15 protein-coding genes and 1 tRNA gene are annotated in these 16,005 nt (G+C 61.7%); 12 read left to right on the top strand and 4 right to left on the bottom strand.

What is annotated here, in order from left to right:
• Positions 1–2: 2 nt before the first annotated feature.
• On the top strand, positions 3–830 hold the full coding sequence (locus tag NBH21_RS23380) for an ABC transporter ATP-binding protein (protein ID WP_250916359.1): 828 nt from the start codon (positions 3–5) through the stop codon (positions 828–830).
• 33 nt (positions 831–863) lie between these two features.
• Here the strand turns inward: NBH21_RS23380 and NBH21_RS23375 are convergent, their stop codons facing one another.
• The gene (locus NBH21_RS23375; protein ID WP_250916360.1) at positions 864–2,318 is read right to left on the bottom strand and encodes an FAD/NAD(P)-binding protein; all 1,455 of its coding nucleotides are present in this window, start codon (positions 2,316–2,318) and stop codon (positions 864–866) included.
• A 171-nt stretch (positions 2,319–2,489) separates the two neighbouring features.
• On the opposite strand from NBH21_RS23375, the gene NBH21_RS23370 reads away from it, so the two are divergent.
• From NBH21_RS23370 to NBH21_RS23360, 3 genes are all read left to right on the top strand, one after another.
• A complete protein-coding gene (locus NBH21_RS23370; RefSeq protein ID WP_250916361.1) occupies positions 2,490–3,050 on the top strand; it encodes a flavin reductase family protein in 561 nt (186 codons plus the stop codon).
• Positions 3,051–3,174: 124 nt separating this feature from the next.
• Complete coding sequence (locus NBH21_RS23365) at positions 3,175–3,396, top strand: hypothetical protein (protein ID WP_250916362.1); 222 nt, start codon at positions 3,175–3,177, stop codon at positions 3,394–3,396.
• A 31-nt stretch (positions 3,397–3,427) separates the two neighbouring features.
• Positions 3,428–4,438 carry an acyl-CoA dehydrogenase family protein gene (locus tag NBH21_RS23360; protein WP_250916363.1) on the top strand — a complete coding sequence of 337 codons (1,011 nt, stop codon included), beginning with the start codon at positions 3,428–3,430 and terminating at the stop codon, positions 4,436–4,438.
• 13 nt (positions 4,439–4,451) lie between these two features.
• Here the strand turns inward: NBH21_RS23360 and NBH21_RS23355 are convergent, their stop codons facing one another.
• Both NBH21_RS23355 and NBH21_RS23350 read right to left on the bottom strand, forming a co-directional pair.
• Positions 4,452–4,901, bottom strand: a complete 450-nt coding sequence (locus tag NBH21_RS23355) for an RrF2 family transcriptional regulator (RefSeq protein ID WP_250916364.1) — start codon at positions 4,899–4,901, stop codon at positions 4,452–4,454.
• Positions 4,902–5,497: 596 nt separating this feature from the next.
• Positions 5,498–5,573 (bottom strand) — tRNA-Lys (locus NBH21_RS23350).
• Positions 5,574–5,763: 190 nt separating this feature from the next.
• Between NBH21_RS23350 and NBH21_RS23345 the strand changes: the two genes are divergently transcribed.
• Positions 5,764–6,513 (top strand): cytochrome c biogenesis CcdA family protein, encoded by a 750-nt coding sequence (locus NBH21_RS23345; RefSeq protein WP_250916365.1) that lies wholly within the window; start codon positions 5,764–5,766, stop codon positions 6,511–6,513.
• A gap of 52 nt (positions 6,514–6,565) precedes the next feature.
• Positions 6,566–7,528, top strand: coding sequence for an AEC family transporter (locus NBH21_RS23340; protein ID WP_250916366.1), 963 nt, complete (start codon positions 6,566–6,568; stop codon positions 7,526–7,528).
• Here the strand turns inward: NBH21_RS23340 and NBH21_RS23335 are convergent.
• Entirely contained in the window at positions 7,505–8,707 is a 1,203-nt protein-coding gene (locus NBH21_RS23335; protein WP_250916367.1) for a UbiH/UbiF family hydroxylase, read from the bottom strand. The two genes, NBH21_RS23340 and NBH21_RS23335, sit on opposite strands and share 24 nt — an antisense overlap.
• 196 nt (positions 8,708–8,903) lie before the next feature.
• On the opposite strand from NBH21_RS23335, the gene pcsA reads away from it, so the two are divergent.
• From pcsA to glmU, 6 genes are all read left to right on the top strand, one after another.
• Positions 8,904–9,644, top strand: a complete 741-nt coding sequence (pcsA, locus tag NBH21_RS23330; protein WP_250916368.1) for a phosphatidylcholine synthase — start codon at positions 8,904–8,906, stop codon at positions 9,642–9,644.
• Positions 9,645–9,784: 140 nt separating this feature from the next.
• Positions 9,785–11,332, top strand: coding sequence for an ABC transporter ATP-binding protein (locus NBH21_RS23325; protein WP_250916433.1), 1,548 nt, complete (start codon positions 9,785–9,787; stop codon positions 11,330–11,332).
• A complete protein-coding gene (locus NBH21_RS23320; RefSeq protein WP_250916369.1) occupies positions 11,322–12,413 on the top strand; it encodes an ABC transporter permease in 1,092 nt (363 codons plus the stop codon). The genes NBH21_RS23325 and NBH21_RS23320 overlap by 11 nt, the downstream gene beginning before the upstream one ends.
• Positions 12,410–13,330 carry an ABC transporter permease gene (locus NBH21_RS23315; RefSeq protein ID WP_250916370.1) on the top strand — a complete coding sequence of 307 codons (921 nt, stop codon included), beginning with the start codon at positions 12,410–12,412 and terminating at the stop codon, positions 13,328–13,330. The genes NBH21_RS23320 and NBH21_RS23315 overlap by 4 nt, the downstream gene beginning before the upstream one ends.
• Positions 13,331–13,367: 37 nt before the next feature.
• The gene (locus NBH21_RS23310) at positions 13,368–14,441 is read left to right on the top strand and encodes a BMP family ABC transporter substrate-binding protein (RefSeq protein WP_250916371.1); all 1,074 of its coding nucleotides are present in this window, start codon (positions 13,368–13,370) and stop codon (positions 14,439–14,441) included.
• Positions 14,442–14,574: 133 nt separating this feature from the next.
• Positions 14,575–15,936, top strand: coding sequence for a bifunctional UDP-N-acetylglucosamine diphosphorylase/glucosamine-1-phosphate N-acetyltransferase GlmU (glmU, locus tag NBH21_RS23305; RefSeq protein WP_250916372.1), 1,362 nt, complete (start codon positions 14,575–14,577; stop codon positions 15,934–15,936).
• Positions 15,937–16,005 lie beyond the last annotated feature (69 nt).

Raw genomic sequence — 16,005 nt, 5'->3', positions numbered from 1 at the left:
AGATGAACCGCTACGTCGCCCACCTCCGTCACAATCCCCACGACCTTGCCGAACTGCAGGAAGCGGAAACCGGCCCGGCCGCTCCTGCTGAGGCTTCCGGTCCCGTTGCACTCTCGCTCAGTCATGTCGACAAGCGCTTCGGCTCCAATCACGTGCTGCGCAGCATCGATCTCGACGTGCCGGCTGGCCAGTTCCTCGCCATCGTCGGCAAAAGCGGCTGTGGCAAGAGTACGCTGCTGCGCCTGCTGGTCGGGCTCGATCAACCGAGCGCGGGGACGATTTCGTTCCGCGACACTGTCAATGACGGCGCAAGCGCCAATGCCCGCATCGTCTTTCAGGAGCCCCGGCTGCTGCCATGGGCGAGCGTGATCGACAATGTTGTCGTCGGTCTGGGAGAGGGGGTTTCCCGCGAGGTCGCATTACGGGAATCGCGCGAAGCCCTGCGCGACGTGCAGCTTGCGGAAAAGGCGGGCGAATGGCCGGCGAAGCTCTCGGGAGGCCAGCGCCAGCGCGTTGCTCTCGCCCGCGCACTCGTCAGTCATCCCGGTCTTCTGGTGCTCGACGAACCGCTTGGTGCACTCGATGCACTGACACGCATCACCATGCAGCAGCTTATCGGCCGCGTATGGAAGGAACTCGGTTTCACCGCCGTTCTGGTGACCCATGACGTCAGCGAAGCGGTCAACCTCGCGGACCGCGTGATCGTGCTGGATCAGGGCCGGATCGCGCTTGACCTCGACATTCCGGCGCAACATCCGCGCAATCACGGCGATCCGGAGCTTGCGGCTATCGAGCGGCAATTGCTGGACGCCATTCTCGGCGAGGGCTGAGACCGTGGGCCTTGCGGGAGGATCAGTCAGTCGTCAGCCGAGGAACCGGCCGACGACGGAGCGCGCCTCCTGCGCGCCGATACTCTCGGCAATAGCCTTCGTCTGCTGGGCGATCTCCGGTACTCCCGTCAATTCTCCGAAAAGACCGCGGGCGAGGGGACCGGCGACGAAGAGATTGTCGACCGCCTGACCGTCTCGATCAACGGCGCGGCTCGCCTCGTCACAGGCAATGCCGACGCCATGCCGATCCGCGATGACGAAGCCGTTTCGCTCCAACTCGGACAGCCAGGGCTGGGATTTCAGTACCGAGGCATGATCCGGCCCTGTGGCTGCAATCACCCAGTCGAAGCTGCATCGCTCGACAATACCTTCGGGTTTCAGAATCAGATCGAGTTGCAGGCGATGAGCGATCCGCTCGACACGACAGATGTGACCCGCCCGCAGGCGAAGCCGCCCCGTCGCCAGTTCCCTTTGCATGACCTCGGCATTCTGCGGCGGCATGCGGTAGCGATGGGTTTCGAAACGCCGGCGCAGATGCCGCAGGAAACGCTTCTGTTCGTTGAGCGGCAGATTGCGCCAGATCGTCTGTCCCTGCTGACGCAGCGCATCGAAGACGCTCTGCCAGGGCAGTCCCGCTTCGTTTGCCGATGCCAGGCACGCCCGGACCTGCCGCAGAAGCATGCGCGCGGTAACCGCCGGGCTGGTGGTGAAATCACCGAACGGGGCGGGGCTGGCAATATCCTGCTCCCGCGGCAGAAGACCGGAACGGGAAAAGATCGTCGTCGCACCGGCATGACCGCGGGCGATGCGGGAAGCGACGATGTCGAGCGCGGTCAGGCCTGCTCCGGCGACGAAGACACGGTCGTCGGGCATGATCGGGTCGAGCGCTCCCGGCCGCGAGGGATCGGTGATGAAACGGGGATGGCCGTTCAGGGCGAGGGCAAGGGGCGCCGGCGCTCGTGGGGCGGGGTGGCTGGTGGCGATGACGACGATATCGGCGAGATAGACGGTCGAGCTTTCTCCCTGGACCAACCAGAGACCGCCATGGCGTTTGACATGCTCCACCCGCTCGCGAACATGCACGACCTTCTCCTCCTCGAGAAGAGGCTGCATCACTTGCTGCATGAAGGCGCCGAAATCCCCGCGCCGGGCATAGATCGCGTCGCCCCGCGCCGAATCGGGATCGGTCGCGAGACGACCGCTCGCGCCCAGCCAGTCGATGAATGCGGCGGGATCCTCGGGCAGGGCGCGCATGCGGTGCGCGGCGACGTTGAGCCGCAGCGCCGGATCGGCCGTATCATAGGCAACGCCGGCCCCCAGTGTTTCCCTGGGTTCGAAGACGATGATGTCACCGGAGGCAAGCCCGCCATGCAAGGCGAGCTGTCTTGCAAGAGAAGCGCCGGAGAAGCCGCCGCCGATGATCGCGACACGGCATGTGCCGGAAACCTGGAAAGCCTTCTGCTGCAAGGGTATCGATATCCTCAGCATGCCGTTCTCCTCTGGGTTCTCGATCCGGGCGTTGAACGGCCCAGATCCATTCCGGGAACATATTTTCTACTAAATATATCGATAATGAAAATGGATGTCTACGGTTCCATGCCTTCATCTGGTTATGTGTTGGCTACACCAAGGATCTTGATGACAACGGGACCGCAGACGATGACCACACAGCCTTCTTCCCTGGCATTTCGCTCGCTTGAAACTGTTGATGGACCGGCAAGCCTGGCCGTCGACCGGCCTGCTGATGCCGATAGCCTCAAGGCAGCTCTCCGGCAGCTGGCCGGCGGGGTCACCATCATCACGGCCGGAGAAGGCGAAGCGCGCACCGGCGCGACTGTTACCTCGGCCTCCGTGCTTTCCGTGGAGCCTCCGCGCATGCTGGTTTCGCTGAACCGCACATCATCGACATGGCCCGTGGTCGAGCGCTACGGACATTTCTGTGTCAACATCATCGGCGCCGGGCACGAGGTCATCGCCAACCAGTTTGCCGGGCGGGGCGGACTGAAAGGCCCTGACCGTTACCGTGGGGCGGAATGGACGCTCCTTGCCAGCGGCGCACCTGTTCTGGAAAATGCAGCGGCTGCGATCGACTGCCAGGTGGAGGAGACTCTGGAACGACATAGCCACGTTATCGTGATTGGAAAGGTCGTGGCCATCCGTACCCGCGGCGGCGCTTCGCTCGCCTATCGGGACGGACGATACATCAGGATTGGCGACTGACAGAGACAGGTGCCAGCGCCAGATTCGCTTGTAATTCAGTGAGTTTATCGAAAATGTTGACTAAAGTGTGTTTTATCGTGACACTTCGGTCCGCTCACAAGAATATCAAACAGGGGATGCCGGCATGGAACTCGATATTGTCCTGAGCCTTTCCTGCGAAAAGCACCGCAGAATGCTGCATGCGTATTCCGGTTCGGGAACCGATCTCGATGCACCGTCTCCGATATATGACCCTCGACTGGCCCACGCCTCTGCATCTGGCAGAGCCGATGAGTTCGGCAAAGTGATGTTTACCGGTCAATGGCGGAGATCTTTCTGCGGCCCATCGCCGGCCTATGCTGCCTGACCGTGTCCATTCGTGAACAGGAGGAAGAGCCATGGGCACGATTACACATTTGAACGAGCGCCAGCGCACGGCACCGATCCGAATCACCACCGAGGAGGAAGCGCTCGCGGTTTCCAAAGACTTGGCCATCTCACTTGCCGGGGTGCAGAACGGCGCCCTATCGGAAGCACTTTCGCGTTCGGGGCTACTCGCCGTTTCGATTCCCTCGGATTTCGGCGGCGCAGACGTATCGAACGTGGTGCTGAGCCAGATCGTGGCAGTGCTCGCGCAGCACACGCCGCTTGCCGCAAGCATGCTGACCCTGCACCTGTCGTCGCTCGAGTTGCTGCGCAACGGGGGCACGGAGGAACAGCGCCGTGCAGCCTTCGCAAGGGCAGCCGCCGGTGAGCGATTCTGCTTCGTGCAGTCCAGCGAGGTGCTGCAACTGCTGCCGGACGGAATAGGTTACGCGCTGTCGGGCGAGGTCGAATGCCTGTGCGTGCCGCAGGCGGAATGGCTGGTGATCAACCGCCGCTCGCCGACGGACGACACCGCGCTGCTGATACCGGCAAGCCCCGGTCGGGCTATCGAGCGATCCTCCAATGCGGGACCGGCCAGAATTCTCTTCGACAGCGAACACGTTCATAGCGACAGCGTACTTGCGCTCGGACGCGACGCAGTCAGGCTCTCGGCCGCTCTGAACCGACTGCTTCTCGCGTCGATCACGCTCGGGGAGACCGAACGTTCGATTGCCGAGTTTTCGCGACAGCAGCAATGGAACCGGGAGAGTGTTATCGTCGATGCGGACCGGGAAAGCGCAATCGGACAGTTGCTGGTACAGACTACCACGCTCTCGGCGCTGACACATACATGCGGAACAGCCTTCGATATCGCGCAGGTCAATCCGGCTGCCCAGACGATCGGGGAGGCGTGTCGACAAGCCTCCATTCTGGAGTTCGTCGCAACCCGCGGGACTGTCGGAGACCGGCAGACAGAGGCGCTCAATGAAATCCTCGCCATCGGCCGGAGCTATCTGGCCGACAGATCGGGCAGAAGCGTGTAGCGCGCAAGCGATGTCAGACGGAGAGCACGCCGTCCTCGATGTCGCTGCCCTTGCGGCTGACGAACTGTTCGAGCGTCATGTTGTCGAGGATCGAAGCGATCGCATCGCGTACTTCGGTCATCGACAGACGCACCTGACAGCCGACGGGGTCGGAACAATCGTCGCAGGCCTCGAACGCCGTGCGACTGGCACAACGGATCGGCGCCAGCGGACCATCCAGCGCACGGATGACCTGACCGATCATGATTTCGCTCGCCGGCTTGGACAGGGAGTAGCCACCGTTCGGACCCTTCTTGGAGCGAAGCATGCCATTGTTCCGCAATTCCAGAAGAATGGTGTCGAGAAACTTCTTCGGAATGTTGTTACGGGTGGCAATCTCGGTCACGAAGGCCGTTTCGCCTGGCGCAAGCTGCGCAAGGTCAACCAGCGCCTTCAGCCCGTACTTGCCTTTCTTGGTGAGCATACCGGAAATCCATGATGTAGCGGGACGAGAGATTCCACCTTATGTCGAGTGAAACCGATAAAGCAGATAGTTTTAATTGAATATGCTTGCAAGCATGTTAACGGTGACAAATTGTTTCAGCCTGTAGCTTACCGGGTGATTGCGCCTGCAGAAGGGCGCATCGTGGCACCTCCGGACAGGAATCGCGCATTCACCAAAAGGTACAGGCGGGCGTGCTTTTAGGGCCACTCATCCACGAAGTCGCCCAGATCACGATCCGTGCGCCGATAGAGCCAGCGCGTGCCGTCAAAGCGTCTCCATGTCTGTCCCACGATGGAGGTGCGCCGACCGTCGACAGTCTTTCGGGGCCAGAAGGGGGCAGCGCATTTATGCCAGACGCAGTGGTCAGCGGTTGGTTTCGAATTAAACAGGACGGACCAAGGGAAACGGCGATGAACACCTGCAGGGCGCGCGACACGCCCGAGTTTGGTATGGATGCCCAAGATTGTTGCCTGACCGAAAAGACCATCGATAGATTTCGATAATCCGCCGAATCCGGACACGTCAAGGATTGCACCTGACAACCGTCAAAAAAACGAAGTGGAAACATTCAAAAGTGGTGAGAGCGCAGGGATTCGAACCCTGGACCTACTGATTAAAAGTCAGTTGCTCTACCGGCTGAGCTACGCTCTCCCAGGCAGGATTTTCAAGGGCCTGCGGAAGTGGGCGGAACATATGCAGGCGGCCCCGCCGGGTCAACCCGAAAAATCGCGCCATCAAGCGCTAAAATGCATCATTGTCGCAGCGAACGCAAAGGTGATTGGCAAGAGGCTCGCACCGGCGTTAGGAAGAGCCGAAATAGCCCGAAGCGGAGCCGCCTTTCGTGTCCATAGCCGAGATCTCTTTCATCAGCGCCTTGTTGGCCGGTGCGCTTTCGTTTCTCTCTCCCTGCGTTCTGCCTCTGGTGCCGCCCTATCTCTGTTACATGGCGGGCATTTCGGTCGACCAGTTCCGGACCGGCGCAACCGCCGGAGGCAATGCCCGCGCACGCCGCGCGGTGATGCTTTCCGCCTTCATCTTCACGCTCGGCTTCGCAACCGTATTCGTCGCGCTCGGAGCGGGGGCTTCCACCATAGGCACGATGCTGCGGCAGCATCTCGATCTCCTTTCGAAAATCGGCGGCCTGATCATCATCGTCATGGGCTTCAACTTCCTCGGCCTTTTCCGGATAGGGTTCCTGTCGAGCGAAATGCGCTTTTCCAGCGGCGGCAAGCCGGCGACCCTTTCGGGCGCCTATATCATGGGCCTTGCCTTCGCCTTCGGCTGGACGCCCTGCATCGGGCCGGTTCTCGGCGCAATCCTCGGCGTTGCCGCTTCGCGCGATACCGTGGGCGAGGGAGCCTTCCTGCTCGCCATCTATTCGCTCGGCCTTGCCGTACCGTTCTGGATTGCGGCAGCCTTTTCCGGCGCGTTCATGCGCTTTCTTGCCCGTTTCCGCCGTCATCTCGGCCTCGTCGAAAAGGCGATGGGCGCTCTGCTCGTGCTGACCGGCCTCGCCTTCATGTTCGGCTTCGTCTCCAATCTGGCGATCTGGTTCCAGCAGACCTTTCCAATCCTCTCCCAAATCGGCTAAGCCAAAAATATAGGTCGCATGCGACCGGCCGGAATCTTGAGGAGAGGCGGCCATGGGGGACATCATTGCGCTGGTTCTGCCCTTCTTCGGGCTGATCCTGATCGGCTATATTTCCGGAAAGCTGTCGAAGCATGAAGCCAGTGCGCTCGGCTGGCTCAACTTCTTCGTCATCTATGTCTCCTTGCCGGCTCTGTTCTTCAAGCTCGTGTCACGCACGCCGCTTTCCGAACTGACCCGCATCGATTTCATCGCCGCCGCGATGGCCGCGACGTATGGGATATTCCTGCTGGTTTTCCTGATCGGCCGCCTGATACGTGGCAATAGCACCGCGGACTGCACGATGCAGGCGCTTGCCGGAGCCTACGGCAATATCGGCTACATGGGTCCCGGTCTTGCCCTGCTTGCCTTCGGGGAGGCGGCGGCAGTGCCGGTGGCGCTGATCTTCTGCTTCGAGAATGCCGCCCATTTCACGGCGGCACCCGCACTGATGGCCTTTGCCGGCGGAGAGGAACGGCGGCCGGGGCGGGTGGCGCTCGATGTGGCGAAAAGGATTGCCTACCATCCCTTCATCATCGCGACGGCCGTCGGTTTTCTCGCCGCGGCATTATCGTTCGAACCGCCGGTCGCCCTGCAGAGGCTGATCGACTATCTGGCGCAGGCAGCCGCTCCCTGTGCGCTTTTCGCGATGGGCGTGACGCTGGCGCTGCGGCCGCTGAATCGTGTTCCGGTCGAGCTTGGCTATATCGTGCCGATCAAGCTCGTGCTTCATCCGCTCGTCGTCTATGTGGTGCTGAGCCTTGCCGGCAATTTCGATCCGCTGTGGGTCTATACCGCCGTGCTGCTCGCATCGCTGCCGACGGCAACGAATGTCTTCGTCATCGGCCAGCAATATGGCGTGTGGCAGGAGCGGGCATCGGCGACGATCCTGATCACCACACTTATCTCTGTGCTTTCAGTTTCCGGTCTGCTCTACGCGATCAAGTCCGGTGCGTTACCGCCGGATCTTTTCCCTTAGAAACCTGGGGAAGGCGCTGAGGCTGTGGCCGGGTGCGACGCCTTCGTGCATCACCAGATTTCTGAGCGGCGCGAAGCTTGCAAGAATCTGCAGGCCGGTTGCGCGCAGCATCTGAACCGGCAGCAGGCTGGACAAAAGCGAGCGGTTCAACAGATCGACGCTTGCGGTGCGCGACAGGACATCGAGCTTGCGACGTCCGTCGAAACGGTCGCCGGCGCGGGCATCGATGGGGCTGCCCGAACGGTCCGTCAGGATATCCTCGAGCGTGGCGATATCGCGGAGGCTGAGGTTCAGGCCCTGTGCGCCGATCGGCGGGAAGGCATGGCCTGCTTCGCCGATGAAGGCGGCCCGGCCCTTGCCATACCGATTGGCGGTCATGCCCGACAGCGGCCAGGCCTGAACGCCTTCCTCGACGGTGACCTTGCCCAACATGGACTGCATGCGGGTTTCGACGGCCTGGGAAAGCTCTGCAAGGGAGAGCCCGAGCAGACGCTCTGCCTCCTTAGGCTCGACCACCCAGACGAGGCTGGAACGCTGGCCGGGCAGGGGAACCTGCGTAAACGGCCCGCTCTCTCCATGGAATTCGGTGGATACGTTCTGGTGTGGCAGCGTATGGGCGAAGTTCAGCACCACAGCCGTCTGCGGATAGGACCATGTGCGGACACCGACACCAGCGGTTTCGCGCGTCTTCGACTTGCGGCCATCGGCGCCGATGACGAAATCGGCTTCCAGTTCCTCGCCGCCTGAAAGCGTGATCCTGACCTTGTTGTCATCCAACGCAATATCTTCTGCGACTGCGCCGAACACCGTGATCCGCGTCTCGGCTTCAACGGCCTTGCGCAGCACGTCATTCAGCGCGGTGTTGGGGATATTGTATCCGAAGGCGTCAAGCCCAATTTCCGCGCTGCGGAAGGCAACGGTTGGCGCGCGCAGGAGACGCTTGGTGCCATCGATGATCTGCATGGTCGAAAGGGCGGCGGCATGAGGGCGGATCGCCTCCCAGAGGCCCAGCCGCTCCATCATGCGGATCGACTGGTCCATCAGAGCGGTCGTACGGCCATCGTTCGTCGCCGCCTTCGGGGCGATCAGGGCAATGTTCCTTCCGGCCCGCGCGAGAGCGATTGCTGCAACGGAACCGGCCAAGCCTCCGCCGACCACGGCGATATCGAAATGTGTCATGTCATGCATCCAATTCTTCCGTCCTGCATTTTAGCCCGAGGCGGCGGCGAAATCCATGGGCCGATTTGGCGCATGGCTCAGCCTTCCGGGAGGCGGGAAAAATTGACAAAACACAGGACGCAGCGCGCTCCCGGTTGCAAAACCGCTGATTTCATTAGATACCGATGCGCAGTCTGAAGGGGGCGACACGGCGAACATGAAAATCTTCAATTACCGGCGGGTTCCTTATGCGGAAATCCGGGCCTTCTCCGTTCACATCCTGACAGCCTCGGGCTCGTTCCTTGCCTTCCTCGGCGTGGTCGCCGCTGCAGAACTTCGCTTCGTCGACATGTTCTGGTGGCTCGGCCTCGCTCTTCTCGTCGATGGTATCGACGGGCCGATCGCCCGCAAGGTCCGGGTCAAGGAAGTGCTTCCGAACTGGTCCGGCGACACGCTGGACAACATCATCGACTACGTAACCTATGTTCTGCTGCCGGCCTTCGCGCTCTATCAGAGCGGCATGATCGGCGAGCCCTGGTCCTTCGTCGCGGCCGGCATGATCGTGGTTTCAAGCGCGATCTACTATGCGGATACCGGCATGAAGACTGATGAATATTTCTTCTCAGGCTTCCCGGTCGTCTGGAACATGCTTGTCTTCACGCTGTTCGTCATCGATGCGGACGCCAACACGGCGCTGATCATCGTGACGATCTCCGTCGTCCTGACCTTCCTGCCGATCCACTTCCTGCATCCGGTGCGCGTGGAGCGGCTGCGGCCGCTCAATCTCGGGATGTTCCTGGTTTGGAGCGCTCTCGGCATCTACGCACTTCTCCTGCATTTCCACACTCCGCTCTGGCTCAAGGTCGCCTTTTCCGTTTCCGGCCTCTACCTCTATTGCATCGGCGGCGTGCTGCAGTTCTTCCCCTCCCTCGGAAGCCGCGGCGTCAAGCATCGATAATGCAGTGCAAAAAAACGTAAAAAGTCTGCGATATCAGTTGCCCGACGCCGCAAACGCGTTATCAATATGACGATATGGATCCGGACAAGGGACAAGATCCGGGGCAAAATGACCGAGGGGGACACGTGTCGAATACCGACATGAAGGCGGCCGGTTCGCTTCTTGCCGTGCAGGGGCTTACGAAGCTGTTCGGCAGTTTCACCGCCTGTAACGGCATCGACCTCGATATTGGCCATGGAGAGATCCATGCGCTGCTCGGCGAAAACGGCGCTGGCAAATCGACACTCGTCAAGATGCTGTTCGGAATTCTGGCGCCATCCGCCGGCACGATTTCATGGCAGGGCGAGCAGGTCTCCATCCCGTCGCCGGCTGCCGCCCGCAAGCTCGGCGTCGGCATGGTCTTCCAGCATTTTTCGCTGTTCGAAGCGCTGACGGTTGCCGAAAACATCGCGCTTGCGCTCGATGAAGCCGTGTCGATCTCCGAAATCTCCAAAAAGGCCGCTGAGCTTTCGAAGGCTTACGGACTGCCGCTCGATCCCGATGCGCATGTGGCCGATCTTTCGGTGGGCGAACGCCAGCGCATCGAGATCGTGCGCGCGCTCCTGCAAAACCCTCGTCTGATCATTCTCGACGAACCGACCTCGGTTCTGACCCCGCAGGAAGCCGACCGGCTGTTCGAAACGCTGTTCAAGCTGAAAGCCGAGGGACGTTCGGTACTCTATATCAGTCACAGGCTGGAAGAGGTTCAGCGCATCTGCGATCGCGCCACGGTTCTGCGCCACGGCAAGGTCACGGGTCAGTGCGATCCTCGCTCGGAGACGCCGGCCTCGCTCGCCCGTATGATGGTGGGCTCGGAGGTCGCAGGCGTCCATCGCGACGACGACGTCTCGACCGGCGAAGTGCTTCTGGAAACGCGCCATCTTTCGGTCAGCGCGCGCACACCGTTTGCCATGTCGCTCAAGGATGTGTCGCTGCGCGTGAAGGCCGGCGAAGTGCTGGCGATCGCGGGTGTCGCGGGTAACGGCCAGGGCGAGCTTTTTGATGCACTTTCGGGCGAGCATACAGTCGATGACAATGAATCGGTCCGTATTCGCGACCGGGCTGTCGGCCGTCTCGGTATCTCGGCCCGAAGGCTGATGGGCGCCGGCTTCGTGCCGGAAGAGCGGCACGGCCATGCGGCAGTTCCGGCCCTGTCGCTTTCCGACAACCTGCTGCTTGCCCGCAATCGTTCCGACGCCAAGGCATTTCTTGCCGGTGGGGCACTCAAGCTCATTCGGTACGATACCATTCGCAAGGCGGCACAGCGGATTTCCGAGGCGATGGATGTGCGAAAGAGCGGCGACGATCCGGCCGCCGGTTCGCTCTCGGGCGGCAACCTGCAGAAATTCATCGTCGGGCGCGAACTCGATCGTCAACCGGCCGTGATGGTGGTGAACCAGCCGACCTGGGGCGTGGATGCAGGGGCAGCAAGCCGTATCCGGCAGGCGCTCGTCAATCTCGCCCGTTCAGGCTCGGCCGTGGTGGTGATCAGCCAGGATCTCGACGAGATCTTCGAGGTGGCGACCAGCATTGCCGCGATTTCCGAGGGCAAGCTCTCCGACGCCTATCCGGCGGCAACGATGACACGCGAAAAGATCGGCCTGCTGATGGGCGGCATGCACGGGCTGGAGACTGCCGATGCGCATTGAACTCGAAAAGCGCGCCCGCATGTCGGGTCTGTTCGCCGTCGTTTCGCCACTTCTGGCGCTGGCGCTGACGGTGTTCTTCGGAGGCGTGATGTTTGCGCTGCTGGGCAAGGACCCGGTATCGGCGCTCTACAGTTTCTTCATCGAGCCGCTGCTCGAGGTGTGGTCGCTGCACGAGCTTGCGATCAAGGCCGGACCGCTGATCCTGATCGCGGTGGGGCTATCGATCTGTTATCGCTCGAATAACTGGAATATCGGCGCGGAAGGGCAGTTCACCATCGGCGCGATCACCGGTTCGTTCCTGCCGGTCGTCTTCTACGAATGGCATTCGCCGCTGCTGCTGCCGCTGATGATGGTGATGGGTGCGCTTGGCGGCGCACTTTACGCGGCTATTCCGGCGCTGCTGAAAACCCGCTTCAACACCAACGAGATCCTGACCAGCCTGATGCTGGTCTATATCGCGCAGCTCTTCCTTGACTGGCTGGTGCGCGGCGCATGGCGTGACCCGCAGGGCTACAACTTTCCCCAGAGCCGGAGCTTCGTGACGGAAGCCGTGCTGCCGGAAATGCTGGCCTCCGGTCGTGCCCATTGGGGCTTTGCCTTCGCCATCATTGCCGCCGTCGGCATCTGGTTCATGATGCGCTACACGCTGAAGGGTTTTCAGGTCGTGGTGCTCGGCCAGTCGGAACGGGCAGGGCGCTTCGCCGGGTTCTCGTCCCGCGGCATGGTGTGGTTCTCGATGCTGCTTTCGGGCGCCTTCGCCGGCCTTGCCGGGATTTCCGAGGTCTCAGGCTCCATCGGACATCTGCAGCCGTCGATTTCGCCGGGCTATGGCTTCACGGCGATCATCGTCGCCTTTCTCGGAAGGCTCAATCCGCTCGGCATCATCGCTGCCGGCCTCGTGCTGGCGCTGACCTATCTCGGCGGCGAGGGCGCGCAGCTTTCGATCGGGGTGTCCGACAAGGTCACCCGCGTCTTTCAGGGGCTGCTGCTGTTCTTCGTGCTCTCCTGTGACACGCTGATCCACTACAAGATCCGGATCGTGACCTCCAAGGTCCGGTCCGCGCTCGGCAAAGGTGCATGATGATTCTGGAAGCCATCCTCCTTACCATCATCACCGCCTCCACGCCGCTGGTCATCGCCGCGCTCGGCGAACTCGTCACCGAACGCTCGGGCGTGCTCAACCTCGGCGTCGAGGGCATGATGATCATCGGCGCGGTCTGTGCCTTCGCTGCCTCCCACACGACCGGCTCGCCGTTTCTCGGCATTGTCGCCGGCATCGTTTCGGGTGCTGCCTTCTCGCTGCTCTTCGGTTTCCTGACGCTGACGCTGGTCGCCAATCAGGTTGCGACCGGTCTTGCGTTGACCATTCTAGGCCTCGGCGTATCGGGCATGCTGGGCGAGAGTTTCGTCGGCGTGCCGGGTATCAAGCTGCAGCCGATCATCATTCCGCTGCTTGCCGACATTCCGTTCCTCGGGCCGCTGCTGTTCAAGCAGGACCTGATCTTCTACCTGTCGATCCTGCTGGTCATCGGGGTCAACTGGTTCCTGTTTGCGACGCGCGCAGGGCTCAAGCTGCGCGCCATCGGCGACAATCACGCCTCGGCGCATACGCTCGGCATCCATGTGATCCGCACTCGCTATCTCGCCGTCATGTTCGGCGGCGCCTGTGCGGGTCTGGCGGGCGCGCAACTGTCGCTCGTCTACACGCCGCAATGGGTGGAGAACATGTCCGCGGGACGCGGCTGGATCGCGCTGGCGCTGGTGGTTTTCGCATCGTGGCGTCCGTGGCGGGTGCTGGCCGGCGGCTATCTCTTCGGCGCCGTCACCATCGGCCAATTGCACGCTCAGGCATTCGGCATTGGTTTACCCTCGCAGTTTCTCTCTGCGCTGCCCTATGCCGCGACCATTGTCGTCCTGATCATAATTTCCCATAATCGGCGCACGACGCTGATCAACACACCGGCCTCGCTGGGCAAGCCCTTCGTGCCGGATAGATAAAGCTCAACAAAATCAACAAACCAGGATAGGGGTTATCATGAAGAAACTGTTTTTGGCACTGGCTGCCACGACAGCCGCGCTCGGCGGTCTCGCCGGCACTGCCGCAGCAGAAGACAAGACCAAGGTCTGCTTCGTCTATGTCGGCACCAAGACCGACGGCGGCTGGACGCAGGCCCATGACATCGCCCGGCAGGAGCTTCAGGCTCACTTCGGCGACAAGATCGACACGCCTTTCCTCGAAAGCGTGCCGGAAGGCCCGGATGCCGAGCGCGCCATCGAGCGTCTCGCCCGTTCGGACTGCAAGCTGATCTTCACCACGTCCTTCGGCTTCATGGACGCGACCATCAAGGTTGCCGCGAAGTTCCCCGACGTGAAGTTCGAGCACGCGACCGGCTTCAAGACCGCCGACAACGTCGCCACCTACAACTCGCGTTTCTATGAAGGCCGCTACATCCAGGGCGTGATCGCCGGCAAGATGTCGCAGAAGGGCCTCGCAGGCTACATCGCCTCCTTCCCGATTCCGGAAGTGGTCATGGGCATCAACGCCTTCGAACTCGGCGCGAAGTCGGTCAACCCGAACTTCAAGATGAAGGTCATCTGGGCCAACACATGGTTCGACCCGGGCAAGGAAGCAGACGCCGCCAAGGCTCTCATCGACCAGGGCGTCGACATCCTCACCCAGCATACCGACACCACCGCTCCGATGCAGGTCGCACAGGAGCGCGGCATCAAGGCCTTCGGCCAGGCTTCCGACATGATCGCCGCCGGTCCGAATACCCAGCTGACCGCGATCAAGGACACCTGGGGCGCCTATTACATCAAGCGCACGCAGGCGCTTCTCGACGGCACCTGGAAGTCGCAGCAGAGCTGGGACGGCCTGAAAGACGGCATCCTGACCATGGCCCCCTACACCAACATGCCTGACGACGTGAAGGCGCTTGCCGAAGCGACCGAAGCCAAGATCAAGTCGGGTGAGCTGCATCCGTTCACCGGCCCGGTCAACAAGCAGGACGGCACGCCGTGGCTGAAGGAAGGCGAGAAGGCTGACGACGGCACACTGCTCGGCATGAACTTCTATGTCGAAGGCGTGGACGACAAGCTGCCGCAATAATTTCAGGCCGCAATGATTTTTGAAAAGGGCGCCGTCCTGCGGCGCCCTTTTTGTTCTTTGTTCCGGTGAAGCGTTGCTGCTATGTACCGGGCCGAACAACAATTTCCTGAATCGGAACCACGCCGGAGCAATCATGAGCCGCAGCTGTCTCGCCGTCATCCTCGCCGCAGGCGAAAGCACCCGCATGAAGTCCTCCATGTCGAAGGTGCTGCATCCGGTCGCCGGACGGCCGATGATCGCCCATGTGATGGCCATCATCGCGACTTCGGGCATATCGGATGTCGCCCTGGTGGTAGGCCGCGATGCGGAAAAGGTCGCAAAGGCCGCCAGCGTCGAAGGCATCGACGTCACACCCTTCGTGCAGACGGAACGGCTCGGCACCGGTCATGCGGTTCTCGCGGCGCGCGAGGCGATTGCCCGCGGTTATGACGATATCCTCGTCGCCTATGGTGATGTGCCGCTGATCACCGCTGGACCGCTGATCGCCGCGCGGCAAGCGCTGGCGAAGGGCAACGATGTCGCCGTCATCGGCTTCCACACCGAAAAGCCGACCGGCTACGGACGTCTGCTCGTCGAGAATGGCGAACTCGTCGCCATCCGCGAGGAAAAGGATGCGAGCGATGAAGAGCGCGCCGTCACCTGGTGCAACAGCGGCCTGATGGCGATCGACGGCAAGAAGGCGCTCGATCTTCTTTCGCGGATCGGCAATGCCAACGTCAAAGGGGAATACTACCTGACGGATCTCGTGGAAATCGCCCGCTCGCTCGGCGGCCGCGCGGTCGCCGTCGACGCGCCGGAGGCCGAACTGACAGGCTGCAACAATCGTGCGGAACTCGCTGCCATCGAACGCCTGTGGCAGGAACGTCGCCGGCATGAACTGATGATTTCCGGCGTTTCGATGATCGCGCCGGAAACCGTTTTCCTCTCGTACGACACGGTGATCGGACGGGACGCCTTAATCGAGCCGAACGTCGTCTTCGGCCCCGGCGCGGTGATAGAGGGGGGCGCGATCATCCATGCCTTTTCGCATATCGAGGGCGCCTATGTGGCGGCCGGCGCCACCGTCGGACCGTTTGCGCGGCTGCGGCCGGGCGCCAATCTGGCGGAAGGTTCAAAGGTCGGCAATTTCTGCGAAGTGAAGAAGGCCGAGATCGGCAAGGGCGCCAAGGTTAACCACCTGACCTATATCGGCGATGCGACGATCGGCGCGGACGCCAATATCGGGGCCGGCACGATCACCTGCAATTACGACGGCATCAACAAGCACGAGACCCGTATCGGAGAGCGCGCTTTCATCGGCTCCAACTCGGCGCTGGTGGCGCCCGTATCCATTGGTGACGGTGCGTTCGTCGCCTCCGGCAGTGTCATTACGCAGGATGTTCCGGCTGACGCGCTGGCGCTCGGACGCGCCCGGCAGGAAATCAAGCCGGAACGCGCCAAGGCGATCCGCGAGCGCAATCAGGCGCTGAAGGCGTCCCGCGCCGGAAAATCCTGAATGCTGCGGTTGCGTAACGCAGCGAAACCGAATGTGACCGCCGGTCCAATTGCGGAAATCGCGAAAAGC

The sequence above is a fragment of the Ciceribacter sichuanensis genome, from assembly GCF_024055605.1.
In the GTDB taxonomy this organism is placed as follows: Bacteria; Pseudomonadota; Alphaproteobacteria; order Rhizobiales; family Rhizobiaceae; genus Allorhizobium; species Allorhizobium sichuanense.
Note: the sequence above shows the minus strand (reverse complement) of the source record. Positions and strands in the feature narration are given on the sequence as shown.

Excerpts from the sequence above, each read along its gene's own strand:
- NBH21_RS23380 (WP_250916359.1), top strand. The coding sequence starts at position 3 with ATGAACCGCTACGTCGCCCACCTCCGTCACAATCCCCACGACCTTGCC.
- NBH21_RS23375 (WP_250916360.1), bottom strand. The coding sequence starts at position 2,318 with ATGCTGAGGATATCGATACCCTTGCAGCAGAAGGCTTTCCAGGTTTCC.
- NBH21_RS23370 (WP_250916361.1), top strand. The coding sequence starts at position 2,490 with ATGACCACACAGCCTTCTTCCCTGGCATTTCGCTCGCTTGAAACTGTT.
- NBH21_RS23365 (WP_250916362.1), top strand. The coding sequence starts at position 3,175 with ATGGAACTCGATATTGTCCTGAGCCTTTCCTGCGAAAAGCACCGCAGA.
- NBH21_RS23360 (WP_250916363.1), top strand. The coding sequence starts at position 3,428 with ATGGGCACGATTACACATTTGAACGAGCGCCAGCGCACGGCACCGATC.
- NBH21_RS23355 (WP_250916364.1), bottom strand. The coding sequence starts at position 4,901 with ATGCTCACCAAGAAAGGCAAGTACGGGCTGAAGGCGCTGGTTGACCTT.
- NBH21_RS23340 (WP_250916366.1), top strand. The coding sequence starts at position 6,566 with ATGGGGGACATCATTGCGCTGGTTCTGCCCTTCTTCGGGCTGATCCTG.
- NBH21_RS23335 (WP_250916367.1), bottom strand. The coding sequence starts at position 8,707 with ATGACACATTTCGATATCGCCGTGGTCGGCGGAGGCTTGGCCGGTTCC.
- pcsA (WP_250916368.1), top strand. The coding sequence starts at position 8,904 with ATGAAAATCTTCAATTACCGGCGGGTTCCTTATGCGGAAATCCGGGCC.
- NBH21_RS23325 (WP_250916433.1), top strand. The coding sequence starts at position 9,785 with ATGAAGGCGGCCGGTTCGCTTCTTGCCGTGCAGGGGCTTACGAAGCTG.
- NBH21_RS23320 (WP_250916369.1), top strand. The coding sequence starts at position 11,322 with ATGCGCATTGAACTCGAAAAGCGCGCCCGCATGTCGGGTCTGTTCGCC.
- NBH21_RS23315 (WP_250916370.1), top strand. The coding sequence starts at position 12,410 with ATGATGATTCTGGAAGCCATCCTCCTTACCATCATCACCGCCTCCACG.
- NBH21_RS23310 (WP_250916371.1), top strand. The coding sequence starts at position 13,368 with ATGAAGAAACTGTTTTTGGCACTGGCTGCCACGACAGCCGCGCTCGGC.
- glmU (WP_250916372.1), top strand. The coding sequence starts at position 14,575 with ATGAGCCGCAGCTGTCTCGCCGTCATCCTCGCCGCAGGCGAAAGCACC.